The sequence below is a fragment of the Micromonospora sp. NPDC050397 genome (assembly GCF_044901685.1).
Taxonomy (GTDB): Bacteria; Actinomycetota; Actinomycetes; order Mycobacteriales; family Micromonosporaceae; genus Micromonospora_G.
On the sequence record NZ_JBJDPS010000026.1, the window covers coordinates 25,615 to 50,389 of the forward strand.

The window sequence follows — 24,775 nt, forward strand, 5'->3', positions numbered from 1 at the left end:
TTGACAGGGCTCTCTCGCCTGGTTGAGATGAACCCCGCTCCTCGACGTGCCCGGCATCGAGGAAAGTAGGAGGCGTGGTGGCTGCTGCTCTTGACCCCTCGGGCAGCGGGGTGCCCAACCACCGGCGCCGCCGGCTCGACGTGCGTATCGTGCCGCATCGACGGCGGTCTCCGCTGCGCCTGCGGGACTGGCGCCTGCGGACCAAGCTCGGTGCCGTACTGGTCATCCCGTCGGTGGCGTTCCTGGTGGTGGCGACGGTGCAGACCGGTACGCTGCTCGGGCAGGCCAACGTGCTCGAGGAGTTCGCCCAGGAGGTGACGATCGGGCGCGAGATCTCCGCCCTGGTGCACGAGTTGCAGCAGGAACGGGACCGGACCGCCGGGGAGCTGGCCCAGGTGGGTGCCGCCGGTGGGCGGGCTGACCCGGCGCAGATCCAGACCGCGCTGAAGTCGACCTACGACGCCGCCAACAGCGCCACCAACCGGCTCCAGGAGGCGGCGAAACCGCTCGGCGATGTCGACGCCTCCTGGCGGATCTCCTACTCCCGGGTTCAGGACGCGCTGCGACAGCTCCCCGACGTACGGGCCGCCGTGCCGGCGGGCGTACTCAGCGTCAACACGGTGATGGGTACCTACAACCGGGCCATCGACGCGTTGCTCACCCTGCTCGCCGAGCCGACGCCCGGCGACGAACAGCCCGACCTGACCGAGCGGGTGCTGCGCTACGTGCAGATCGCCCGGGTCAAGGAGATCAGCTCCCGGATCCGGGGCACCCTCTACAGTGCCGCCCGGGCCGGACGTTACGACCTCGACGACGGGGTGGAGCTGACCGACCTGCGGGCCCAGCAACTCACCGCGCTCGGTGACTTCCGGGTCGCCGCGACCACCGCACAGATCCAGCTCTACCAGCAGGCCGCGGCCGACCCGATCTTCCAGAACGCGATCGAGATGGAGGAGCAGACCATCGCCGTCGGCGCCAGCACGCCCAAGGTGCTGTCGGCGGACGGCTGGTGGCGGGCCAGTCAGCAGCGGCAGGACCTGTTGCGCCAGGTCGAGGCCGCGGTGCTGGGCGACGCCGTACGGGTGGCCGAGGACCGCAGCTCGGACCAGTTGCGCCAGACCCTGCTCGTCGCCGGTGGCGTGCTCACCGTGCTCCTGGTCGCGCTCGCCACCTCGGTCATCATCGGCCGGTCGCTCAACCGCTCGCTGCGCATGCTCCGGGCGCAGGCCCTACAGGTGGCTCAGATCGATCTCCCGGAGGCGCTGGAACGACTCCGTACGGTCGAGGCGGGGGTGCCCGAGATCGAGGTCGCACCCGCCATGGTCCGCTCGATGGACGAGATCGGTGAGGTGGCCGAGGCGTTTGTCGCGGTGCACCGCAGCGCCGTCACCGTCGCCGTCGAGCAGGCGGTGATGCGCCGCAACGTCAACGCCATGTTCGTCAACCTGGCCCGACGCAGCCAACTGCTGGTCGAACGGCAACTCGAACTCCTCGACGAACTGGAGCGCGAGGAGGGCGACCCGGACCAGCTCGACAACCTGTTCAAGCTCGACCACCTCGCGGCGAGGATGCGGCGTAACGACGACAGCCTGCTGGTTCTCGCCGGCACCGAGTCGACCCGCCGCTGGAACCGCCCGGTCCCGCTGTCGGCGGTGATGCTCGCCGCCGTGGCCGAGGTCGAGCAGTACCAGCGGGTCCAGCACGAGAGCGCCGAGAAGCTCTACATCGTCGGTCACGCGGTCGCCGACCTGGTCCACCTCCTCGCCGAACTGCTGGAAAACGCGGCGACCTTCTCCCCGCCGGAGACGGTGGTGCGGATCGTCGGCCGGGCCGAGGCCCCGGGCGCCTGCCTGATCGAGATCGTCGACGACGGTCTGGGCATGAGCCAGGGCGCCATCGACGAGGCGAACGAGCTGCTCGCCGTACCTCCCGCGGCCGACGTCGCCGCCTCCGAGCGGATGGGCCTTTTTGTCGTCAGCCACCTCGCCGCCCGGCAACACGTCAAGGTGCGGCTGCGGGCCCTGGAGCACGGGGTGGCCGCGTCGGTGCTACTGCCGCCCGCGCTGCTCGCCGTGCCGCCGACCCAGGCGGAGCTGGACCAGGCGCCGCCGAACCGGCGGATGCTCACCGGACTGCCGGGCACCGCGCCGGGATCGCGTCGCGTCGGCTCCGGGACACCCACCGGTACGCCGAACGCCCTGCCGGCCCTGGACGACCAGCCGGTCGCCGGCCGTGCCCCCGGACGCAACACCGCCCGGCGACCCGCCCGTACCGTCCCGACCCGGGCCGAGGACGTGCTGACCCCGGCGGCCGGCGGGTCCGAGGCCGGTAGCACCTGGTGGTCACGGCAGGGCAAGGGCGGGCCCGCCGCGCCGGCACCGGCCGCCGCCGAGGCACCGGTCCGGGTGGCGGCGAGCGCCCCGGTCACCGTCACGGTCAATTCGAACGGCCTGCCGGTCCGCGTGCCGATGGCGCAACTGCCGTCGGCCAACGAACCGGCGCCGCAGGTCGTAGCCGTGCAGCGGCACGAGCCCGACCCCGAGGCGGTGGGTGGCATGCTGTCGAAGTTCTACGGCGGCGTACGGCGGGCCGAGGCCGAGGAGACCACCGAGATAACCATGGCGCCGGCCGGCGCTGGCAAGGAAGAGGAGCAACAGTGACGACGCTCAGTCAAGCGGCACGAGACCTCAACTGGCTGGTGAGTGGCTTCGCCGAACGGGTGCCCGGGGTGTCACACGCGATCGTGGTCTCCGCCGACGGTCTGCTGGTCGCGGTCTCCGACCACCTGCCACGCGACCACGCCGACAAACTGGCGGCCGTCACCTCGGGCCTGATGAGCATCACCGCCGGCGCGGCCCAGATGTTCGACAACGACATCGTCAAGCAGACGGTGGTCGAGATGGGCCGGGGCTACTTCCTCGTCATGCAGGTGCGCGACGGTTCCATCCTGGCCACCCTCGCCGCCACCGACGCCGACATCGGCGTGGTCGGTTACGAGATGGCCCGCCTGGCCAAGCAGGCCGGCGAGATGCTGACGCCGGCCCTGCGGGCCGAGTTGCAGCAGTCCCTGCCGCGCTGACGTCGCGGCGACTGCCGCCGCGCTGATGGTGCGGCAGTCGCCGGCCCGCTGACCGTGCGGGTCAGCCGAGCTGGCCGAGCTGGACCTCCAGCAGCTCGGCCAGCCAACGTTCGAACTCCTCCCGTTCCGGCCCGTGCCATCCCCGGGTGGCGCCCTCGACCGACATGATCAGGTAGAGGTAGCTCCGGTACATGGCCAGCCGGCGGGCCACCGCCTCGGTCGGTTCGATCGTGCCGTGGCCGGCGGCGGTGTAGGCGGCGAAGAGGCCGGGAAGTTCGGCCGGGTCCCGGAACAGTGTCATCGACACGAACTCGGCCACCGGGTCGCCGTAGAAGGCCCGTTCGCCGTCGATCAGGCCGGTCACCGTGGCCCCGCCGTCGCCGTCAGGGGAGACGAAGACGTTGCCGTCCCAGAGGTCGAAGTGGACCAGTGCCGGCCGGTCGACCTCGTCCAGCGCGTCGGCGTGCCGGCTCAGCAGCGTTTCGATCCGTTCCACCCCGAGCGGCAGTTCGGTGCCGAGGCGCCGGGCGTCGTCGAGGATGTCGCGCACCATCGCCCCGTACGCCGCCCGCCAGGTGGGCTGCCAGGTGCGGCTGTCGCGCAGCGGGTAGCCGTACGCCGGTCCGGTGACCGTGTGCAGTAGGGCTGTTTCGGCGGCCACCCGAGCGCGCACGGCGGCGAGTCCCGCCGGGCTCAGTTCGTCGCTCACCGTGTTCAGGGCGACGCCGTTGATCCGGCCGAGGAAGACGAAGTCGCTGCCGACCAGGTCCCGCGCGGTGTCGGCGAAGACCACCTCCGGTACGGCCACACCCGCCGCCCCGGCCCGCCGGAAGAACTCCACCTCGGTACGCATCAGGTCGACCTCGTGACCGAGCAGTTCCAGCCCGGGCGGTGGAGCGATCTTGAGGATCAGGTCGGCACCGTCGACGAGTCGGATCGCGTACGCGACGTTGTAGTGCCCCTCGGTCAGCTCCCGCCACCGGGCGATCCGGGCCCGGTCGCCGAACCCCCGCCGGACCAGCGCGTCGAGTTCGGGTTCGGTGACCCGCAGCTTGGTCAGACTCTCCACGTTGTCCCCCCCCCGCCGCGTCCCTGGAGCGCCCTCCCGCCCACCCTACGGACGACAGCCGTGATCGCGAAGAGTCCGGCCGGCTATGACGAGCCGAAGCCTTCGCGATCACGAGCTGGTGGGTTGACGAGGGTGAGGACCACGGCGGTGGCGATCTCCGTCGGTGGTGGGGTCGCGTCGACGGAGAGCAGCTTGCCGAGTGAGTGGTAGTGGTCGAGCGCCGGTGCGGTCGCGGGTCGGTAGGACGCCAGGCCCCCGGTGACGCGCTCGGGGCTGTCGTCGTAGCGTTGGGGCAGCTCACCGCCACAGCGGTCGCAGACGCCGGGGCGGGCCGGGGGAGCGGATCCGGTGTGCCAGACCGTGCCGCAGGCCCGGCACATCCGTCGTCCGGTGAGCCGACGCAGGACTTCGGCGTCGGTCAGGACCAGGTCGACCACCCGGTCGAGGGGCGCGCCGAGTTCGGCGAGCATGCTGTCGAGTGCCGTCGCGGGGACCGCCAGGTTCGGGAGCCCGCAGAGGACAAAACCGGGGCCGGCGTCGGGCTGGGCGAGACGGTCCCGGACCAGGCCGAGCACCACCGCCCGCGGTACGAGTTCGCCCGCGCTCATGTGACGCGTGGCCTGGATCCCGGCCGGGGTCTTTGCCCGGATCGCGGCCTTGGCGATGACGTCCAGCCTGATCGCGGGCAGGCCGAGACGCGCGGCGACCAGCTCGGTCACGATGTCCTTGTCCGAACCGGGTGGTCCGAGGACGGCCAGGCGCGTCGGTCCGACCAGGAGCGGGCTCATCGCCCGTGGTCACTGTCGCCGGGAAGCGGGAATTCGGGCCGCTCCGCCCGCCACCCGGGTACGTCCACCGTCTCGCCGAAGGCGGCGAGCCGACCGCTCGCCTCGAACGCTGAGCCCATGCTCTCCCCAGGATCGTGCTCGCCCGACGCGTCGACCCGGCCTGAGCCGGGGGTGCCGGTTCGCCCAGGGCGGCCAGGCCCAGTGTCGCACCGTCCACGACCGGGTGCGGGCGGGTCCCGCAGCCGGGTCCCGCCCGCACCCGTCGCGACGTTCAGATCCCGTTGTCGGCGATCACGCGTCGGTACCAGTGGGCGCTGCGCTTGGGGATGCGGCGCAGGGTCGGGTAGTCGACGTAGATCAGGCCCCAGCGCTGCTCGTACCCCTCGTTCCACTCGAAGTTGTCCAGCAGGGACCAGACGTGGTAGCTCTCCAGCGGCACCCCGGCGGCGATGGCGCGGTGGGCGGCGGCGAGGTGGTCGCGCAGGAACGTGATCCGGCCGGGGTCGTCGACGGTGTCGCCGTCGAGGGTGTCGGCGGTGGGGAGTCCGTTCTCGGTGATGGTCAGCGGTACGTCGCCGTAGTCGCGCTGGATCCGGGTGAGCATGTCGTACATGCCGTCGGGGTAGATCTGCTGCCACGTCGCCTCGGAGGTGGGCCACCTGCGTACGGTGCCGCCGCTGGGCGTGACGTAGATCGGGGTGTAGTACTGCACGGCGAGCAGGTCGACCGGCGCGGAGATGATCTTCAGGTCGCCGTCCCGGATCGCCCTGACCATGCGACTGTCCGGACCGAGGTCGTCCAGGACGTCGACGGGGTAGCTGCCCTTGAAGACGGAGTCCAGGTAGAGCCGGTTCTCGTACCCGTCGTAGAGCCGGGTCGCGGCCTCCGCCTCGGCCCCCTCGACGGCGGGGTAGCACGGGTGCAGGTTCAGCGCCGGCCCGATCCGGCTCTTGGCGGTCGCGGCGCGCAGGGCCGAGACGGCCAGCCCGTGGGCGAGTTGCAGGTGGTGGGCGACGAGGTAGGCGGCGGCCGGGTCGCGGTGGCCCGGGGCGTGGTGGCCGTGCAGGTAGCCGTTCTGCACCACCGTCTTCGGCTCGTTGATGGTGAGCCAGACCGGCACGCTCTCGCCGAGGGCGCGGAACACGTGGTCGGCGTACTCGGCGAAGCGGTAGGCGACCTCGCGCGACTCCCAGCCGCCGGCGTCCTGTAGCGACTGCGGCAGGTCCCAGTGGAAGAGGGTGGCCATCGGGGCGATGTCGCGGGCCAGCAGCCCGTCGACCAGCCGCCGGTAGAAATCGAGTCCGCGCTGGTTGGGCGTGCCGGTGCCGTCGGCCTGGATCCGGGACCAGGAGATGGAGAACCGGTACGTCCGCAGCCCCAGCTCGCGCATCAGGTCGAGGTCGGTCTCGTACCGGTGGTAGTGGTCGACGGCGACATCGCCGGTGTCCCCGCCCCGGGTCTTGCCCGGGGTGTGGCTGAAGGTGTCCCAGACGGACTCGCCCCGACCGTCCTCCTTGGCCGCTCCCTCGATCTGGTACGCCGAGGTGGCCGCGCCCCAGCCGAAACCGTCCGGGAACCGTAGTCCGAGCCGGCTCTCCGGCTCCGGCACGCGGTTCGGGTCGGACTCGGGGTCGGGGTCGCAGGCGCTGGCCAGGGCGGCGCTCCCCACGACGGCGGCCGTCGTCGACGCGCCCGCGCTTACACGGGCCGCGGTCGCGGCGCTGGCGGAGAGCGCGGCGCGGCGCAGCAGGTGGCGCCGGGTCAGTACGGACATATGGCTTGTCTCCTCGTGTGTGGGGCCCATCCGCCTTCGCCGGGAGCGCTCCCATCACAAGGTAGCGGCTGCCCAGGTGGTTTGCGTATGGGTTGTTCGGCTGGCGAAAGACCTCGGGCTGGGCCTCGTCCGTCGCCCGCGCCCACGTACCGGTGACCACGCCGTCGGGGTCCGGGGCCCGAACTGGTTTCGGCGCCAGGCACGCAACAGGTCGACCGGGCGGCGCGGCGCGCCTGTCCTGTCGACCTATTTCCCCCTTGGCGAAGGGGGTATAGCGTGGGGACGGGGAGGGCAACCCCCGTCCCCACCATCAGTTACACACACGCACGAACGGAAATGGCGTCCAGGTCGTGCGTGTCGCGCGGGAGCCGGGCCACGCGAGTGGCTCTGGTTCCACCTCCTCTCGACGGTGGTGTCGGCTGGCGGCGGAGTCCGGGCTGGCCCGCCGTCAGCCCCACGGCTGAGCGGTCCGCGTCATCCGGGGGCACCGGGTGGCGCGTTGATCGGAGGTCCGTGGAATCCCGGCGTGCCGGTCGTCCACGTCTGCTCCAGCGGTGCGATATGGTCAATCACTTACACCGTTATCGATGGAAGCGCTCCCATCGACGTTGATTGGACTGTATCCCGCGTCACGGGTTTGTGAAAGACCCAAAACAAGATCGAAACATCGCACCAACGTCGATGTAACGCCGATGTGCCTCTCTTGATCACGCGGTTCGCAGGTCAATCCGGCCGGGGGTCTGTCTCCAGTGGACCGATGCGGCTTCCGACTTGCTGCGGGAGCGCTCCCATGGAAGACTGTCGAATTATCGCGGCACGGGAGCCACGCCGACCGCGGGCCGCCGAGGGCATCCGACATTTTCGGTACGGCGCCCAACACCGACGACAGCCGCCACGTCCGGCGCCCTGCCGTCGATCGCCGACCCCGGTCCGGGACGGGTCGACCACCTTCCCCGGCGCCTCCCACCCCATGCGCACCCCCACCTACCGCGCACGGAGGCGCCCAGCCGAGACGCACCGCCTCGGCCTGGTCCGCGAGGAGAAGTCAGCAGATGAAGCTCATCGCAAGAAGACGCCGGGTGGCGATCTTCGCCACCGGCGTGCTGGCGGCGTTAGGCGTGGTCGTCGTCCCCGGCGCCGCCCAGGCCGCGCCGGCCTGCGACGTGGTCTACGCGACCAATGACTGGAACAACGGGTTCAGCGCCAACGTCACCATCCGCAACACCGGTGACCCGGTCAACGGCTGGACCCTGCGCTTCGCCTTCCCCGGCAACCAGCGGGTCACCCAGGGCTGGTCGGCCAACTGGACCCAGTCCGGCAACCAGGTGACCGCCACCAGCATGTCCTGGAACGGCAACCTCGCCACCGGCGCCTCCACCAGCATCGGCTTCAACGGTTCCTACTCCGGCACCAACGCCAAGCCGACCTCCTTCTCGGTCAACGGCGTCACCTGCGGCGGAACCACCACCCCGCAGCCGCCGACGGTGAGCCTCAGCATCCCGGCCGGACCCTTCGTCGCCCCGGCCGACGTACCGCTGACCGCGACGGCGAGCGACCCGGACGGCACCGTCGCCCGGGTCGAGTTCTACCGCAACGGGCTGCTGGTCAACACCGACACCACGGCGCCGTACAGCTATCTGCTGGAGGACCTGCCGGCCGGCAGCTACACCGTGCAGGCCCGCGCGTACGACAACGCGAACCTGACCGCGACCGCCGAACGGGCCTTCACCGTCACCCAGGGCAGCGGACCCGTACTCGTGGCGACCCCGACCTCGGTCAACGTGAACGAGGGCAGCAGCGCCTCGGTGAACCTGAGGCTGAGCGCCGCGCCGTCGGGCAACGTACCGGTGAGCCTCGCCCGCACCGGTGACACCGACGTCACCGTGACCCCCGCGACGGTCACCCTCACCACGGCCAACTGGAACACCGGGGTGAACGTCACCGTCGCCGCGGCCGAGGACACCGACACCGCCGGTGGCACCGCCACCATCACCGCCTCGGCCACCGGGTACGCGCCGCTGGCGATCGTCGCCACCGAGATCGACAACGACGCCCCCGGCGGCAACAACGTCTACACCGCCCGCTTCCTGGAGCAGTACGGCAAAATCAAGAACTCCGGCTACTTCAGCCCCGAGGGCGTGCCGTACCACTCGATCGAGACGCTGATCGTCGAGGCACCCGACCACGGGCACGAGACCACCTCCGAGGCGTTCAGCTTCTGGATCTGGCTCGAGGCGCAGTACGGCCGGGCCACCCAGAACTGGGCACCGTTCAACAACGCCTGGACGGTGATGGAGCGCTACATCATCCCGTCGCACAACGACCAGGCGACCGCCGGTGTGGCCGGCACCCCGCAGTACGCGGCCGAGTTCAACCTGCCCAGCCAGTACCCGTCGCAGCTACAACCCTCGGTGTCGGTCGGCACCGATCCGCTGCGCAACGAACTCCAGTCGACGTACGGCACCGGCGACATCTACGGCATGCACTGGCTGCTCGACGTCGACAACACGTACGGCTTCGGCCGCTGCGGTGACGGCACCACCCGTCCGGCGTACATCAACACCTTCCAGCGGGGTCCGCAGGAGTCGGTCTGGGAGACCGTGCCGCAGCCGTCCTGCGACACCTTCGCCCACGGCGGCCCCAACGGCTACCTGGACATCTCCATCACCGAGGCGAACGCGCCGGCCAGGCAGTGGAAGTACACCAACGCGCCGGACGCCGACGCGCGCGCCATCCAGGCCGCGTACTGGGCGCTGACCTGGGCAAAGGCACAGGGCAAGCAGGCCGACGTGGCGGCCACCGTGGCCAAGGCCGCCAAGATGGGCGACTACCTGCGCTACGCCATGTTCGACAAGTACTTCAAGCGGATCGGCAACTGCGTCGGGGCCAGCACCTGCCCCGCCGGCACCGGCCGGGACTCCGCGCACTACCTGCTCTCCTGGTACTACGCCTGGGGCGGCGCGACCGACCCGGCCGCCGGCTGGTCCTGGCGGATCGGCTCCAGCCACAACCACTTCGGCTACCAGAACCCGTTCGCCGCCTGGGCCCTGACCAACGTTCCGGAGTTGCGACCGCGTTCGTCGACCGCGGCGGCGGACTGGACCAACAGCATGACCCGGCAGTTGGAGTTCTACCAGTGGTTGCAGTCGGCCGAGGGCGGTATCGCCGGTGGCGCGACGAACAGCTGGAACGGCTCGTACGCCCAGCCGCCGGCCGGTACGCCGACCTTCTACGGCATGTTCTACGACGACCACCCGGTCTACGAGGACCCGGGCAGCAACCAGTGGTTCGGCATGCAGGTCTGGTCGTTGCAGCGGGTCGCCGAGCTGTACTACGTCACCGGCGACACCAGGGCCAAGTCCATCCTGGACAAGTGGGTGCCGTGGGCGATCGCCAACACCACCATCGGCACCGGCGGCAACTTCCAGATCCCGTCCGACATGCGCTGGACCGGTGCGCCGAACACCTGGACCAACCCGCCGCAGGCCAACAACAACCTGCACGTCGAGGTGATCAGCCACGGCACCGACATCGGCGTCGGCGCGGCGTACGCCCGTACCCTGATGTGGTACGCGGCCAAGTCCGGTAACACGGCGGCCAAGAGCACCGCCAAGGGCCTGATCGACGCCATGTACGCGCACGCCGGGCCGAAGGGCATCACGACCACCGAGACCCGGGCCGACTACCAGCGGTTCGACGACGTCTACAACGCCTCCACCGGCCAGGGCCTCTACCTGCCGGCGAACTGGCGCGGGGAGATGCCCAACGGCGACGCGATCGCCCCGGGCAAGAGCTTCGTCGACATCCGCTCGTTCTACCGCAACGACCCGGACTGGCCGAAGGTGCAGGCGTACCTCGACGGCGGTCCCGCACCGACCTTCAACTACCACCGGTTCTGGGCCCAGTCCGACATCGCGATGGCGTTCGCCGACTTCGGCAACCTCTTCCCGAACGGCTGACCCTCTCCGACCGGCCTGATTCCCACGGTCAGGCCAACCAGTGGTGGGCCGGCCGGCTCGGCCAACGCAGCGGACCGGCCGGCCCACCACCCCCGGCGTTACCGCCGGTGTACGTCCCCGGGCGGGTGACACCACGGTGTCACCCGCCCGGTTCCGTCTACCGTACGGATGAATCCTTGTCGGGCAGCGCTTTCCCGGCTCGCGCGTTACCCGAAGGCGCGGTACCGTCTTCTACGGAGAGGCCGCTCCCCCCGTGGCGGCCTCTCCCTCAACTCTCTGTCGCGCTGACGGTCAACGTCCTGTCAACGCTGACAACTGTCGATTGTTTGTCGTCCTGACCTGGGTCAACTCTTTGTCGCGGTGACCGTCGGTTCGACCGGGTGTCGCAGCCCCGGATGGTCGGACGGCAGGGTCCGCCGGATCACCCACCAACTCACCGCCACGCACGCCGCCACCAGCGGCCAGGTGAGCACCACCCGGGCCCCGACCAGCGCCACCACCTGGTCGGCGGCGTACAGGGGCAGGAAGACCGCCAACCGGACCAGGTACTGACCCACCCACACCCAACTGCCCCGGCGGTACGCGCGCAGCAGGTCCGGGTCACGGCGCCACCGGCCACGTTGACCGAGCAGCGTACCGACGACCACACCGAGCAGCGGCCAGCGCAGCACGATGCTGACCAACCAGGCCAGCGCGCTGGCCGCGTTCGACACCAGTTGCAGCAGGAAGAAGTCGCTGGCCCGTCCGGTACGCAGCACGACCAGCGCGGCGACGCAGACGGCGAGCAGACCGAGGAGAACCGAACCGAGCCGGTCCCCGCGATGCAACCGCCAGCCGGCGACCGCGACACCGACGACAAGCGCGGCGAGTACGCCGTACCAGACCGAGCCGCCGCCGAGCAGCCAGCCGGCTCCGAAGGCAACCGGCGGCACGGTCGCATCCCACCCGCCGCGTCGTCCGCCGAGCAGGTCGGCGAGGGACTCCGGACGGTCCCGGTCGAGCGCCATCGACCACCTCCGCTTCTCTTAGGGCAGCCTAACTTACGGCCCGGCGCGGAGCCGTCCTGATGCCGACGCGCCGGTCCGCAACCGTGCGACGGTCGGCGGGTCGCCCGCCGACTTGCCCCGAAATCGAGGTTCGTTACCGTGTCCGGATGCAGGGGCGGAAAACGGCGTTGACGGTGGTCTGGCTGGTGCTGCTGGCCGCTGTCCAGGTGATGGCGTTCGTCCTGCTCTGGCACCTTGCCGTACGCACCGAGCACGGTCAGCTACTGGACACCGTCGCGCTGACCGGCAACAGCATCGGCCGGGACCGGATCGACGGACTCGTCGGCACCGTCCTGAACGCCATGTCGGTCGTCTCGCTGCTCGCCGCGACCACCGTGATCGGCTTCATCGCGCTGATCCGGCGTCGGATCCTGCTGGCGATCGTGGCGACCCTGCTGGTCGCCGGGGCCAACGTCACCACCCAGGTGCTGAAATACCTCATCCACCGCCCGGACTTCGGCGTCGACCCGGAACGGGCCGCCGCCGGCAACAGCCTGCCCAGCGGACACACCACCATCGCCGCCTCGGTCGCCATCGCACTGGTCCTGGTGCTGCCGCCCAAGGTCCGCGCCTGGGGCGCGATGATCGCGGTCGGATACACCGCCCTCGCCGGGGTCGCCACCCTCTCCGCCGGCTGGCACCGGCCCAGTGACGCGATCGCGTCACTGCTGATCGCCGGAGCCTGGGCGGCCGGCGCGGGAACCCTGCTCGTGCTCACCCAGGGCGAGCAGGCGCAGGTGGAACGGGAGGACGCGCACCGGGGGACCGTCCTCCTGCTCGCCCTGGTCGGGCTCGGGCTGCTCGGCGTCGCCGCGTACGCGCTGCGCGCCACCGACGAGGTGCTGGTGATCCCGGTCGACGAACTCAACCGACCCCGACTCTTCGACGCCTACTTCGGAGGAGCGGTGGGGATCGCCGGTACGGCCAGCCTGATGATGGCGCTGGTGCTGACCACCGTGCACCGGGTGGTGCCCCGACACAACGGCTGACTCGACGCCGACCCATTGCACAAAACTGCAAATCATAGACAGTCACCCATTCCATGTTCTACCTTCGCGGAAATGTTGGCCACACGGAGGGCAGTGGGATCATGCGTCCACAGTTGGGCCGTGCACGACAATTGATCGTGATGGCGGTCGTCACGCTTCTGGCTACCGCGGCAAGCATCCTGGCGGTCGCGTCGCCGGCACAGGCGGTGCCGTGTGTGAGTCCCAGTCACGGGGTGAACGGCGAAGGCGCTGGGTACATCAACGTCTACTCGGCCACATTCAGGCCGGCACCCTATGCGGAATGCGGCGCGAGTTCGTACGCGCCCAGCGGCACCCGGGTCTACTACCACTGCTATGTCTACAACAGCTACGGCAACAAGTGGTGGTGGGTCCGGGTCGCGGAGAGTTCACAGTCCGGATGGGTCTATGACGGCAATATCCTCGACATCCGGTTCGATGACAACGGGGACGGTTGGGTCAGCGAGAGGGGTTGCTGATCCGGGGCGGGCGCTGAGCCCGCCCCCGTGAACACCATCGGTACGATCCACGTGCCGTGGGCTCCGCCGGTGCCGCTTTCCGATGACGATGTCGGCGGCGGTGCCGGCCTCATCCTGACGTCCGTTCAGGGAGAGCCGAGTGAGACGCCTTGATCCGAGCCTCCGGTCACCACGGGCGCCGTCCCGCTCCTCCAGCCGACGGGTCGACGGAAGAGCGGGACGGCGCTGTCACCGAGGAATCAGTGCGGTCACCGGAGGGTCAGCGGGTCAGGCCGAAGCTGATCCGGTTCATCGTGTCCTCGATGCCGGTGAAACCCTCGGCCGGACGGAACGCGTCCTCACCGAAGTCGACATCCACGTCGTCGGCCGTGCCACCGATGCCGTCCTTGCCCACACCGAACAGCTCGTTGTAGGTGGAGAGATCGGCATCCATGACGTTGAACTGCGCGTCCGTGCCGTCGGTGTGGAAGTTGCCGAACATGTGACCGGCCTCGTGCGAGGCCGCGGTGCCCAGCGCCTGGCCGAGGAAGGCGATCTTGTTGCCGCCCGGCTGGAGGTAGGTGTTGAGCGAGTTGACCGGCCCGGCCGGTGCGGTGGGCAGGTCCATCAGGATGAACGCGGTCTCCTCGGTCTCGAAGTTACCGGGATCGACGTCCGTAGCGGTGCCGAAGATCGGGAGAGGCGTGTGGGCGCCGAACTCCTCGTTTGTGCCGCCGATGACGACCCGGCTGACGTTGGCCTGGCCCCAGGTGTCCGGGTCGTCCTTGCTGTTGGTGATCTTGAGGTTGAAGCGCTTGTTCAGACCCGTCTTGACCATGTCCTCCTGGAGGTTCTCCTTGATCTCCGCCACGATCGCGTCGATCAGCCGGTTCTCGTCCGACTTCTTCAGGCCCCACTTGGTGATGGAGTCGCGGAACGGGCTGAGCGTGACCCGGCCTCCACCGTTGCGGCCACTGTCGGCCCGGGCGCCGTCGAAGTCCAGGAAGAGGGTCTGGGTCGGCTTGGCGCCCTCCAGCGGCGGCCGGTAACCCTCGACCGTGATGTCGTAGGCGCCGCTACCGGCCCCCACGCTGAGGTAGTACCAACCGGTGTAGACGGCCACGTGGTCGTTGGCCGCGTTGCCGCCACCGGGCAACGGCGAGGACGCGGGGTAGATGCTGGTGAGGTCTTCGGTGGACCCCTTCACCAGGTGCCCGGCCGAGTCGTAGATGTTCAGCGAGGTGGCCGAGCCGCTGACCGACGCGCCCAGCACGTCGCCGGCCCGCAACCGGATCGCGTAGAAGTCCTGGTCGTCGTCGGCGCGCAGGTTGCCCTTGACGCTGATCTTCGGCGCCTTACCCTCGTCGGTGCCGAAGACGGTGACCTTCTGGGCGTTCGCGGGTCCGGTCGTACGGTCCGGCGTCTGCTCGCGGACCACCTCTGGAGTGGCCTTCGCGACGCTGAGCAGCGACGAGTTCTCCTTGCTCAGCGTGGTGAGCCGCTCCTTGGCCTTGACCGCGGACTGCGACTTCAGATACGTCGTCCAGGCGTGGTAGTCCACCCCGGCGTCACTTCCCAGCTCGGCCAGGAACGGATTGGCGCCAGCCGGTTGCTGCGGCGGTGCGGCCTGCTCCGACGGTGCGGCGTGTGCGGCGCCCTGAGTGAGTGCCAGGCCAAGCATGACCGCGGACATGGCCGCCGTAGTTTTGCGCATTTGGATTCCTCCTTGGACCCGTCCGTGGCCCCCGCCACGAACGGCACGGCGGACGCTACTGGAGGAAAACTGCCGATTCCCCATGCCGAGCGTCACAGTCGCTGCCGTGAATTCTCGTGCCACGTATACTGCGGTAACCGAACTCCGATAGGAGACATCGCCCTCACTCGGCGGGCCTGGTTCCGCCGGAATACGCATCGGGGTGAACAACAAGAGAATTGGGCGGGTCCGCCGCCGGGCGCCACTGTTAAGTGGCCCGAGCGCGATGCCATCGACGTAATTCGAATAAATTCGGTATTGCCCAATACGGCGGGTGGCGGGGTGATCCCTGCCACCGGTGGACAAACGACGTACGACAGCGAGACCGTATCCTCCGTCATGGTGGTGGCGCCGAAATCCGTCCCAGGTGACCTGTTGTAGCCGTCGCTTCACCTGGCAGGCCGTACCCGGCCGGGCTCGGGGCGAGCGCGTTCGGTCCTGTCCTGCCCAACGGCGTACGTCGGCACCTCAAATCTTTTTCCCGCAGGATGTCGATCGGTGCCCGGTCCGCTCCGACCTCTGCCGGGAGGGCCCCGATCCGAGGTGCCCGACGAGCCGGGAAGAGGGTTGGACATGGGTTTGCCCGTGGTGCACTTCGAGATCAGCGGAACCGACCCCGTGAGGCTGCGCGACTACTACGGAGGGCTGTTCGACTGGGAGTTCCACGGCGGCGACGCGGCCAGTGAGAGGGTCGCGGCGCCGGGCGGCTACCACTTCGTCGACGGCGGGACGACCGGCGGGGGAAACGGCATCAACGGCGGTGTCTGCGGCGGCGAGGGCTACCCGCGCCGGGTCACCTTCTACGTCGGCGTACCCGATGTCGAGCGGGCGCTGCGCCAGGCCGAGAGCCTGGGGGGCAGGCGTCTGATGGGTCCCGAGCCGGCGTCCGGGGACTTCACCGTCGGGCACTTCGCCGACCCCGAGGGCAACGTCGTCGGCGTTGCCGGGCCCTCGGCGCGGCCGGAAACGGCGTGACCGTGGGTACGGTGTGCCGGAAGGAGGCGGCTCGGTGAAATATCTGCTTCTGATCCACAGCAACCCGGAGAACTGGGAGCATCCCATGTTCCTGCGCAACCCGGAGTTCCTGGCGATGCCCGAGGCCGAACGTGAGGCGCTGACCCGGCAGTCCGACGACCTGCACCGGGAGATCAGCGAGTCCGGCGAACTGCTGGTCGCCGCCGCTCTGGCCGACCCGCTGCGCACCCGCACCGTACGGGTGCGCGACAACCTTCCCGTCGTCACCGACGGCCCGTACCAGGAGGTGAAGGAGCAACTGGCCGGATACCTGGTGGTGGAGTGCGAGACCCCGGAGCGGGCGGCGGAGATCGCCGCACGGATTCCGGACGCCCGGTTCGCCGCGGTGGAGGTGCATCCGATCATGAGCGCGTCCGGTACGGGGATGTGACCGACGGCGACACCGTCGAGGACCTGCTGCGCCGCCTGGCGCCGCGGGTCCTCGCCGCGCTGGTGCGCCACCATGGCAACTTCGAGACCGCCGAGGACGCGACCCAGGAGGCACTGCTGGCCGCCGCGACCCAGTGGCCCGGACACGGCCTGCCGGACAGTCCCCTCGGTTGGCTGATCAGGGTCGCCTCCCGCCGGATGGCCGACCAGGTGCGCGCCGAGCGCGCCGGCCGGCAACGGGAGGAGCGGGACCATTCTCGTACCCCACGCGACGAGCTGCGCGCACCGGCGGCGGACGCGCAGCGGCGGGACACGGACGACACCCTGATCCTGCTGCTGCTCTGCTGCCATCCGAGTCTCACCCCGGCGTCGCAGGTGGCGCTCACGCTGCGGGCGGTCGGCGGGCTGACCACGGCCGAGATCGCGCGGGCGTTCCTGACCACCGAGACGACCATGGCGCAGCGGATCAGCCGCGCCAGGCAGCGGATCCGGGCGGCCGGCGCCGCCTTCCGGATGCCGCCGGAGCCGGAGCGGTCCCGGCGGCTCCGGGTGGTCCTGCACGTGCTGTACCTGATCTTCAACGAGGGCTACACCGCGATGTCCGGGCCGAGCCTGCACCGCACGGACCTGACCGGCGAGGCGATCCGGCTGACCCGAATCGTCCACCGGGCGTCGCCGGGCGACGGCGAGGTCGCCGGGCTACTGGCGCTGATGCTGCTCACCGACGCACGCCGCCCGGCCCGGACCCGGCCCGACGGCAGCCTGGTTCCGCTGGCCGAGCAGGACCGCACCCGCTGGAACAGGGAGTTCGTCACGGATGGCGTCGACCTGATCAGCCGGGCGCTCTCCGAGGCTCCGGTCGGGCCGTACCAACTCCAAGCGGCGATCGCCGCCGTGCACAGCGAGGCGACCCGGGCCGAGGAAACCGACTGGGCCCAGATCGTGGAGCTCTACCGGCTGCTGGAGCAGGTGGCGCCCAATCCGATGGTCACGCTGAGCCACGCCGTCGCGGTCGCCATGGTGCACGGCCCCGCTGCCGGCCTGGCCATGCTGGAGCCGCTGACCGGTGACGACCAACTGGCCGGTCATCACCGCATGCACGCGGTCCGCGCCCAACTGCTGGAACTCGCCGGTGACCGGGCCGGCGCAGTGGAGTCCTACCGGCGGGCCGCTCGCCTGACCAGCAGCCTGCCCGAGCAGCACTACCTGCACGGTCGCGCGGCACGCGTCGCGCGGTAGCCCGGGGCCGGGCCGGGCGGGTCAGGGACGGGTGCGCAGGTGGGCCAGGACGATCGGGTCGATCCGGCCCGGCACCATCCGCTCCTCCAGGTTCTCCACTCCGGCCCAGTCCGCCAGCGCCGCGTCCACCCCCGCGTCGCCGGGCCGCGCCGGGGCGTACCCGGCCGCCGTGAGCAACGCCGCGACCTCGGCGGCAAGCTCACCGGTCAGGTCCAGCAGCGTCGCCGGGTCGGGCCGTTCGAAGAGCATGACGTGTACGTCCAACAGCCGGCCCAGCTCCGTCACCGGATCCGGGTGGTCGTCGACCCGCAGGTCCACCACCACGTCGCTGGTCCCGCCGTACCCGCCGTGTCGGGCGACCACCAGCAGCCCGGCGCTCTGCCGACCACGCCGGTCACCACCGGCCTCGTCGCCCGCGCGCAGCGCGTCGACCAGCCGCCGCGCGAACCGGCGGCCGGGGTCACCACCCAACCAGGCGTCCCGCATCGCGTCGACCACCTGCGGACCGACCAGGATGTTGCCCTGCGCCGCCCAGCCGTCACCGGCCAGCCCGCCGGCCCAGTCGTGACAGTCGACCCCGGTGTACGTCGCCGCGCCCCCGTCGGCGTCGACCACCCCGAGCTGCCGGGTGGCGCGACCCGCGTCGGCGGCGGTCAGCCCGGCGATCACGTCCGCCGCACCGAGCCCGGTGCGCAGCAGCGCCAGCCCCTGCGGCCCGTACGCCAGGTTGGCGTGCGCCTGGGTGGCGAGCGCGCCGACGTTCGCCTCGGCGACCGGGACCACCGCCCCGGCGGCGAGGAACTTGCTGGCCACAGCCACGCCGTGGAAGCGGCCGTCGTCGGAGCGCGCCACGATCGAGAACGTCACCCGGTGAGGCTACAACTTGGCGATCTTCCTCGCCGGCCCGGTGCGCGGGCGGTCGCGGGGTGTTCGCCCGAAGAGGTTGCCCGACCCCCGGGGAACGGGCACGATCGATCGGTGACAAAACGTTGGGGCATCACGGTGCCGTTCAGTGGGGTGCCGCTGCCCGACCACGCCGCGATCTACGCGGCCCTGGCCGAGGCGGGGTTCACCGACCTGTGGTCGGCGGAGGTGAACGGGTCGGACGCGTTCACCCCGCTCACGCTCGCCGCCGCCTGGCGGCCGGACCTGCGTCTCGGCACGGCGATCGCGCCGGTGTTCACCCGTGGCCCGGGGCTGCTGGCGATGACGGCGGCGGCGTTGGCCGAGGCGGCACCGGGGCGGTTCTCGCTCGGCATCGGCTCCTCCTCCCCGGTGGTGGTGGGGGACTGGAACGCGGTCGACTTCGTCGAGCCGTACCGGCGTACCCGGGACATGCTGCGGTTCCTGCGCGCGGCCCTGCGCGGTGAGACGGTCGACGAGCGGTACGACACCTTCGCCGTACGCCGGTTCAAGCTGGACCGGCCACCGGCCGTGCCGCCGCCGATCCTGCTCGCCGCCCTGCGGCCACGGATGCTCCGACTGGCCAGCGCAGAGGCCGACGGGGTGATCCTGAACTGGCTGGCCGCCGCTGACGTGCCCCGGGTGCTGACCGAGTTGGGTGACCGGCGGGAAGGCTTCGAGGTCGCCGCCCGGATCTTCGTCTGCCCAACCGAGGACACCGAGTACGCCCGCAGCCTCGGCCGCAGGATGATCACGAGCTACCTGACCGTGCCCGCGTACGCCGAGTTCCACCGCTGGCTCGGCCGCGAGTCGGTGCTCGGGCCGGTCTGGTCGGCGTGGGCGGCCGGTGACCGGCGGGCGGCCAGCGCGGCGGTGCCGGACGAACTGATCGACACACTCGTGCTGCACGGCTCGGCCGAGACCTGCCGCGCCCGGCTCGGCGAGTACGTCGACGCGGGCGTGGACGTCCCGGTGATCGGCCTGCTCGCCACCCCGGAACTCACCGACGGCGGCGCTGCCGCGCTCGCGACCCTGATCGCGCAGCTCGGCCCGACACACGGCCAGGCGCCGCTGGCGGCGACCCCGGAGACCGTGGCCACGCCGGCCGGCGCCACCGCGGCCACCGTGGACGGAAGCTGAGATGGATCGCGCCGAACAGGACGGGGGCTGAGATGGACCTCGCCGGGCGGGTCGTTGTGGTCACCGGTGGCGCGGGCGGGATCGGTGCCGCGCTGGCCCGCCGGTTCGCCACCGAGGGCGCCCACGCGGTGGTGATAGCCGACCTGGACGGTGACGCGGCGGCCCGGATCACCGCCGAAATCGGGCCGACCGCGCTCGGGCGCGACGTCGACGTCACCGACCCCGCGCAGGTCCGCGCCCTGGTCGCCGACGTCGAGCAACGGTACGGGCGGATCGACCTGTTCTGCGCCAACGCCGGCATCACCACCGGGGTGGGACTCGACGCCTCCGACGCCGACTGGGACCGGGCCTGGCGGGTGAACCTGCTCGCACACGTACACGCCGCCCGTGCCGTGCTGCCCGGGATGCTCGACCGGGGCGGCGGTTACCTGCTCCAGACCTGCTCGGCCGCCGGGCTGCTGACCGCGGTCGGCGACGCCCCGTACACGGTCACCAAGCACGGGGCGGTCGCGTTCGCCGAGTGGCTCGCCGTGACGTACGGCGACCGGGGCATCCGGGTCAGCGCACTCTGCCCACAGGGGGTGGACACCAGGATGCTGCACGACGGGCTGGCCGCCGCCCATCCCGGTGCCCTGATCACCGCCGCCTCCGGGCCGGTGCTCAGCCCGGAACAGGTCGCACAGGCCGTCGTCGACGGGCTCGCCGACGAGCGGTTCCTGATCCTGCCGCACCCGGAGGTGGCCGGTTACGTACGGCGCAAAGCCGCCGACCCGGACGGCTGGCTGGCCGGCATGCGCCGCGCGGCGGGCCGGTTGCCGGGTGTCCCGAGGCAACCGGCCGGCTGACCGTCAGGCCCGGTCGCGTCACCTGCTCCGGGGATCAGCGCAGTTCCTGGATCCGGACCAGGTTCCCGGCGGGGTCGCGGAAGGCACAGTCGCGTACGCCGTACGGCTGCTCGGTCGGCTCCTGCACCACCTCGGCGTCGCCGGCCTGCACCTTCTCGAAGGTGCCGTCGAGGTCCCGGGTGGCCAGCAGGATCCACCCGTAGGTCCCCTTGGCCATCATCTCGCCGATGGTGCGGCGCTCGTCGTCGGTGATGCCGGGATCGATGGCCGGCGGCGCCAGCAGGATGGAGGTGCTGGGCTGGTCGGCGGGGCCGACCGTGATCCAGCGCATCGTGCCCTGTCCGACGTCGTTGCGGACCTCGAAGCCGAGGGTGTCACGGTAGAAGGCGAGGGAGGCGTCCGGGTCGACGTGCGGCAGGACGCTGGTGTGAATGGTGATGTCCATGAGGATCACGCTAGCTCCGGCCTCCCGGCCGGCACTTCTCGATTCCTGATCGATCTTGCCGTCGGTGCTGTCGTACCCGGTGGTGCTCGAGCCCGTGCCGGCGGCGTAAGTGCCGGCAGTGCCCGCGTGGTGAACATGGTCCTGCCACTCCCAGGAAAACCGGGACTCTGGCCCGCCGCGCAAACCTGCGGAGAGTGGAGGCACGGGCGTCACCGGAATTGACGCCAGACGGTCCACCAACCCGAAAGGCTCCCGCGATGAGTTCCTCTGGGCGTATCGCACTCGTCACCGGTGCCAACCGTGGCATCGGGCGCAGCGCCGCACTGCATCTGGCCCGCGACGGCGTCGGCGTCATCCTCACCTACCGGACCCACCCGGGGGAGGCCGCCGAGGTGGTCAAGGAGATCAACGATCTTGGTGTGTCGGCCGTCGCGCTCCAGCTCGACGCCGGTCTGGTCGACTCCTTCGACGCGTTTGTCGCCGCCGTCACCGACGCACTCGGCCGGACCTGGGGCCGCGACACCTTCGACTACCTGGTCAACAACGCCGGTACACAGATCCCGATGTCCTTCGGCGAGGTCACCGAGGAGAACTTCGACCTGATCGTGAACATGTACTTCAAGGGCGTCTTCTTCCTCACCCAGAAGCTCTCCGGGCTGCTCGCCGACAACGGGGCGATCGTCAACGTCTCGTCCGCCATGACCCGCTTCTACGTGCCGCAGCGCATCGTCTACAGCGCGGCCAAGGGTGCCGTCGAGGTCCTCACCCGCTACCTGGCCCAGGACCTCGGACCCCGGGGCATCAGGGTCAACACCGTCGCGCCGGGTGCCGTCGCCACCGACTTCAGCGGTGGCCTGCTGCGCGACAACCCGGCGATCCAGCGGCAGCTCTCCGGCCTGACCGCGCTCGGCCGGATCGCGGTCGCCGACGACGCCGGGGGTGCGATCGCCGCGATGCTGCGCGACGACAACCGGTGGGTGACCGGGCAGCGCGTCGAGACATCCGGCGGCATCCACCTCTGACGACGCCGACCGGTGGGGTCACCACCGGGCTGCTCGGGCTCGATCAGGACAAGCTGGTGAGCAGGTCGCGCGCACGGGCGCGTTCGTCGGCGCAGACGTCGTCGAGATCGTCCCGCAGTGGCGTGGCCAGGCAAGCCTGGAGCATCGTGGCGGCCTCGGCGGGCCGACCCTGCCGGGCCAACAGTTCGCCGAGACAACACAGGGCGACGATCCTGGTCACGGCGTCGTTGTCGACCTCCCCGGCGGCCAGGGCGTCCCGGAGTACCGCTTCGGCCCGTGCCGCCTCGCCCCGGTCGAGCAGACGCAGCGCCTTGGACAGGAGCAGGGGAGTGGGCAGCGGCATGGGCGGTCAGCGACGCCAGCGCAGCGGGCCGGGGTGCACCGACCAGAGCAGTCGCCGCCACCACGGCCGGACCGCCCGCAACCCGGTGGCGTACGCGACCGCGAGGCTGCCGGCCCGCTGTGCCTGGTCCTCGGTTGCCACGTCGGGCGCGAACGTGGCGACGTTGAGCAGGTCGGCCAACTCGTCGATCGGCGGCACCGCCGGTCCCGGAGCCGGTGGTGGGGCCGGCGGCGGTGCGGGTTCGGGAGCCGGCCGGGGCCGGGGCGACGGCCGGGGCTTCGCCACCGGCGGTGGCGCCTTCTCCGGTACGGACACCGGCGGTGCGCCGACCGTGCCGCCGACCCGGGCCGCGTACGCGGCCACCTCCGAGGCGTCCAGGTGCGACGCGACCGGGTGACCGGCCAGCCGTAGCGCGTCGGTCACCTCCCGCCACGCCCCGGCGATCCGCTGCGCCGGTGTGCCCTGCTCCAACCGGCGGCGGCGCAGCCCCCGGCGCATCCCCGTCACCGCCGCGACAACGGCGGCCAGGACCAGCAGCAGCCCGCCCGAGCCGCCACCGACGAGCACCGGCACCGGGCTACCGCCGCCGGACCGCGACCCGCCGCCCGGGGCGGCAGCCGCCGTCGGTGACGGGGTGGGCTCCAGCGTCGGTTCCTCCTGCACCGGAGGCGGATCCTGCGGCTTCGGGGTGAAGTCCTCCTCGACCGGCCGGGGGGTGGTGTCCGGCCGGGGCAGCGGGTCGAACGCCACCCAGCCGAGGTCGTCGAAGAGGACCTCCGGCCAGGCGTACGCGTCACCACCGCGCACCGGACCCTCACCCGTCGCCGAGTGGAAACCGACCACCACCCGGGTCGGCAGCCCCATCAGCCGCCCGAGCACCGCGTACGTCGCCGCGAACTGCTCCGAGGTGCCACGCTGACCGCCACCGTTACGGGGACCAAAGAGGAAGAAGTTCAAATTCGGGTACGCGTGCCCGCTCGGCGCGTCCGCGACCAGTCGGTAGTGCCCGGCCAGCCACTCCTGGATCGCGACCGCGCGCGCGTACGGGGCACCGTTGTCGGCGGCCAACTGGTCGGCGAGCCGGCGCACCGGCTCGGGCACCCCGTCGGCGACCCGCAGCACCCGCGCGACCGGCTCACCGGCCGGTACGTTCGCCGCGACGAGCAGGTTCTCGTCCGGCCGCTCCCGGGCCGAGGCAACCGTGTACCGCAGCCCCTCGGTCAGCCCCTCCGGCCGGATCAACGTGCCACTGCCCGGGTCGTACGCCACCCGCGCCCCGGTCACCTCCCGTGGTGTCGGCAACGCCGGCAGCAGCCGTCCGGCCAGCTCACCAACGGTGATCTCCTGCCGTACCCGGTCGACGGTGACGCCGACGGGCGGTTGCGCCGCCGGCAGGATCCGCCCGGCGTTGCGGTACGTCGCCCCGACCCGCCAGGTCACCCCGTCGTAGTCGTTGAGCACGGCGAGCCGGATCCGGTACCCACCGGCCCGGGGCGAGTCCTGCGACGGTTCGGCGTCGCCGACCCGTTCCCCGCCGTCCTGGTCGTCACCGGCACCGTCCGGTTCGGTGCCGTCGCCGCCGGCCGCTGGAGCGTCCGGGTCGGGTCCAATCGCCGTGCCGGTGGTGTGCAGGTCGAGCAGCTTCTGCTCCGGGTTCAGCGCCCAACCGGAGATCCGGATCAACGGGTTCTCGTCCAGGGTGTCGACCTGCGGCGGCTGCACGTACCGGCGCGGGTCCACCGGGGCGGTGCCGACCTGGGCCGCGACAAGTGGGGCGACCAGGGCGGCGAGCGCGACGACCGCGACCAGCCCGGCGGCGGTCCCGGCGAGGGTGCGTACCCGGATCGCCGCCCGGACCGCGGGGGACAGGCCGGTCTCCGTCGAGGCAGGTGTGGTCGACGTGGGGTCGGGGGCCGAGGGCACGGCCAGCCCGATCGCGGCGGCGGCGGCGAAGGCCACCGTCCACCAGAGCGCCGGCTCGGCGTTCGGGCCGACCACGTACAGGGCGCTGGCGTACAGCAGTGCCGGTGGCAGGTAACCGAGTAGCACCCGGCCGGCGCGTACCGCCACCTCGGCTCCGGCCAGCCCGGCCAGCCAGGCGGCGACCAGCGGCACGATCACCGTGTCCGGGACCGGCTCGACCGGGATCATCGCGGTGAGCAGCCGGGGGATGCCGTTGCGGGCGGCGTCGGCGACCAGGTCGGCCAGCCCGCCGGGCAGCTCCGCCCGCTGGGCGGCCAGCCGCAACGCGAACGCGGCGTAGCCGGCCAGGGCGAGCACCGACACCGGGGCGACCAGCCAGGACGGCAACCGGCGGGTGGCGACACTGACCCCGACCGACCCGACCGCCGCGCCGAAGACGAGCTGGGCCAGCAGCGGACCGGCGTAGACCCGGCCGAGCACGGCACCGGCCAGCCCGATCATCGCGATCAGGGCCAGCGGCAACGGGACCGCCCGGAGCACGGCGGTGATCGGCGGGCGGGTCAGCATCGCCGTACCCC

General features: G+C 71.2%; 20 protein-coding genes and 1 pseudogene. 11 read left to right on the forward strand and 10 right to left on the reverse strand.

What is annotated here, in order from left to right; translation table 11 throughout:
- Positions 1 to 77 precede the first annotated feature (77 nt).
- Positions 78 to 2,660 (forward strand): nitrate- and nitrite sensing domain-containing protein, encoded by a 2,583-nt coding sequence (locus ACI2K4_RS35415; protein WP_404517517.1) that lies wholly within the window; start codon positions 78 to 80, stop codon positions 2,658 to 2,660.
- A complete protein-coding gene (locus tag ACI2K4_RS35420; protein ID WP_404517518.1) occupies positions 2,657 to 3,079 on the forward strand; it encodes a roadblock/LC7 domain-containing protein in 423 nt (140 codons plus the stop codon). The genes ACI2K4_RS35415 and ACI2K4_RS35420 overlap by 4 nt, the downstream gene beginning before the upstream one ends.
- Before the next feature lie 61 nt (positions 3,080 to 3,140).
- Here ACI2K4_RS35420 and ACI2K4_RS35425 read toward each other — a convergent pair whose 3' ends face one another.
- The 4 genes from ACI2K4_RS35425 to ACI2K4_RS35440 all read right to left on the reverse strand — a co-directional run bounded on the left by ACI2K4_RS35425 (position 3,141) and on the right by ACI2K4_RS35440 (position 6,710).
- Positions 3,141 to 4,148, reverse strand: coding sequence for a phosphotransferase family protein (locus ACI2K4_RS35425; RefSeq protein ID WP_404517519.1), 1,008 nt, complete (start codon positions 4,146 to 4,148; stop codon positions 3,141 to 3,143).
- Between the two features lie 83 nt (positions 4,149 to 4,231).
- Complete coding sequence (locus ACI2K4_RS35430) at positions 4,232 to 4,936, reverse strand: adenylate kinase family protein (RefSeq protein ID WP_404517520.1); 705 nt, start codon at positions 4,934 to 4,936, stop codon at positions 4,232 to 4,234.
- The gene (locus ACI2K4_RS35435) at positions 4,933 to 5,055 is read right to left on the reverse strand and encodes a hypothetical protein (RefSeq protein WP_404517521.1); all 123 of its coding nucleotides are present in this window, start codon (positions 5,053 to 5,055) and stop codon (positions 4,933 to 4,935) included. Before ACI2K4_RS35435 ends, ACI2K4_RS35430 begins: the two co-directional genes overlap by 4 nt.
- A gap of 152 nt (positions 5,056 to 5,207) precedes the next feature.
- Positions 5,208 to 6,710 (reverse strand): GH1 family beta-glucosidase, encoded by a 1,503-nt coding sequence (locus ACI2K4_RS35440; protein ID WP_404517522.1) that lies wholly within the window; start codon positions 6,708 to 6,710, stop codon positions 5,208 to 5,210.
- A gap of 1,061 nt (positions 6,711 to 7,771) precedes the next feature.
- On the opposite strand from ACI2K4_RS35440, the gene ACI2K4_RS35445 reads away from it, so the two are divergent.
- Positions 7,772 to 10,669, forward strand: a complete 2,898-nt coding sequence (locus ACI2K4_RS35445) for a glycoside hydrolase family 48 protein (protein ID WP_404517546.1) — start codon at positions 7,772 to 7,774, stop codon at positions 10,667 to 10,669.
- 344 nt (positions 10,670 to 11,013) lie between these two features.
- Here the strand turns inward: ACI2K4_RS35445 and ACI2K4_RS35450 are convergent, their stop codons facing one another.
- The gene (locus ACI2K4_RS35450; RefSeq protein WP_404517523.1) at positions 11,014 to 11,676 is read right to left on the reverse strand and encodes a DUF3159 domain-containing protein; all 663 of its coding nucleotides are present in this window, start codon (positions 11,674 to 11,676) and stop codon (positions 11,014 to 11,016) included.
- 146 nt (positions 11,677 to 11,822) lie between these two features.
- Between ACI2K4_RS35450 and ACI2K4_RS35455 the strand changes: the two genes are divergently transcribed.
- Together ACI2K4_RS35455 and ACI2K4_RS35460 are read left to right on the forward strand one after the other, a co-directional pair.
- Entirely contained in the window at positions 11,823 to 12,704 is an 882-nt protein-coding gene (locus ACI2K4_RS35455) for a phosphatase PAP2 family protein (protein ID WP_404517524.1), read from the forward strand.
- Positions 12,705 to 12,844: 140 nt separating this feature from the next.
- Entirely contained in the window at positions 12,845 to 13,201 is a 357-nt protein-coding gene (locus tag ACI2K4_RS35460) for a hypothetical protein (RefSeq protein ID WP_404517525.1), read from the forward strand.
- A gap of 259 nt (positions 13,202 to 13,460) precedes the next feature.
- Here the strand turns inward: ACI2K4_RS35460 and ACI2K4_RS35465 are convergent, their stop codons facing one another.
- On the reverse strand, positions 13,461 to 14,894 hold the full coding sequence (locus ACI2K4_RS35465) for a hypothetical protein (protein ID WP_404517526.1): 1,434 nt from the start codon (positions 14,892 to 14,894) through the stop codon (positions 13,461 to 13,463).
- Between the two features lie 612 nt (positions 14,895 to 15,506).
- Between ACI2K4_RS35465 and ACI2K4_RS35470 the strand changes: the two genes are divergently transcribed.
- From ACI2K4_RS35470 to ACI2K4_RS35480, 3 genes are read left to right on the forward strand one after another with little or no spacing between them, the layout of a single operon-like run.
- Positions 15,507 to 15,908, forward strand: a complete 402-nt coding sequence (locus ACI2K4_RS35470) for a VOC family protein (RefSeq protein ID WP_404517527.1) — start codon at positions 15,507 to 15,509, stop codon at positions 15,906 to 15,908.
- A gap of 34 nt (positions 15,909 to 15,942) precedes the next feature.
- Positions 15,943 to 16,338, forward strand: a complete 396-nt coding sequence (locus tag ACI2K4_RS35475; protein ID WP_404517528.1) for a YciI family protein — start codon at positions 15,943 to 15,945, stop codon at positions 16,336 to 16,338.
- Positions 16,335 to 17,576, forward strand: a complete 1,242-nt coding sequence (locus ACI2K4_RS35480; RefSeq protein ID WP_404517529.1) for an RNA polymerase sigma factor — start codon at positions 16,335 to 16,337, stop codon at positions 17,574 to 17,576. Before ACI2K4_RS35475 ends, ACI2K4_RS35480 begins: the two co-directional genes overlap by 4 nt.
- A 21-nt stretch (positions 17,577 to 17,597) precedes the next feature.
- Here the strand turns inward: ACI2K4_RS35480 and ACI2K4_RS35485 are convergent, their stop codons facing one another.
- Entirely contained in the window at positions 17,598 to 18,443 is an 846-nt protein-coding gene (locus ACI2K4_RS35485; protein ID WP_404517530.1) for a DUF1028 domain-containing protein, read from the reverse strand.
- A gap of 129 nt (positions 18,444 to 18,572) precedes the next feature.
- Here ACI2K4_RS35485 and ACI2K4_RS35490 point away from each other — a divergent pair.
- Positions 18,573 to 19,529: pseudogene (locus ACI2K4_RS35490) on the forward strand (LLM class F420-dependent oxidoreductase); the annotation flags it as partial.
- Between the two features lie 122 nt (positions 19,530 to 19,651).
- Positions 19,652 to 20,464 carry an SDR family oxidoreductase gene (locus ACI2K4_RS35495; protein WP_404517531.1) on the forward strand — a complete coding sequence of 271 codons (813 nt, stop codon included), beginning with the start codon at positions 19,652 to 19,654 and terminating at the stop codon, positions 20,462 to 20,464.
- A 34-nt stretch (positions 20,465 to 20,498) separates the two neighbouring features.
- Here the strand turns inward: ACI2K4_RS35495 and ACI2K4_RS35500 are convergent, their stop codons facing one another.
- Positions 20,499 to 20,909: a VOC family protein gene (locus tag ACI2K4_RS35500; RefSeq protein WP_404517532.1), complete on the reverse strand. Its 411-nt coding sequence runs from the start codon at positions 20,907 to 20,909 to the stop codon at positions 20,499 to 20,501.
- A 257-nt stretch (positions 20,910 to 21,166) separates the two neighbouring features.
- Between ACI2K4_RS35500 and ACI2K4_RS35505 the strand changes: the two genes are divergently transcribed.
- Positions 21,167 to 21,931, forward strand: a complete 765-nt coding sequence (locus tag ACI2K4_RS35505) for an SDR family NAD(P)-dependent oxidoreductase (protein WP_404517533.1) — start codon at positions 21,167 to 21,169, stop codon at positions 21,929 to 21,931.
- A gap of 43 nt (positions 21,932 to 21,974) precedes the next feature.
- On the opposite strand, the gene ACI2K4_RS35510 is transcribed toward ACI2K4_RS35505, so the two are convergent.
- Both ACI2K4_RS35510 and ACI2K4_RS35515 read right to left on the reverse strand, forming a co-directional pair.
- Positions 21,975 to 22,274: a hypothetical protein gene (locus tag ACI2K4_RS35510; RefSeq protein WP_404517534.1), complete on the reverse strand. Its 300-nt coding sequence runs from the start codon at positions 22,272 to 22,274 to the stop codon at positions 21,975 to 21,977.
- Between the two features lie 6 nt (positions 22,275 to 22,280).
- Positions 22,281 to 24,764: a DUF3488 and transglutaminase-like domain-containing protein gene (locus ACI2K4_RS35515; RefSeq protein ID WP_404517547.1), complete on the reverse strand. Its 2,484-nt coding sequence runs from the start codon at positions 24,762 to 24,764 to the stop codon at positions 22,281 to 22,283.
- Positions 24,765 to 24,775: the final 11 nt, after the last annotated feature.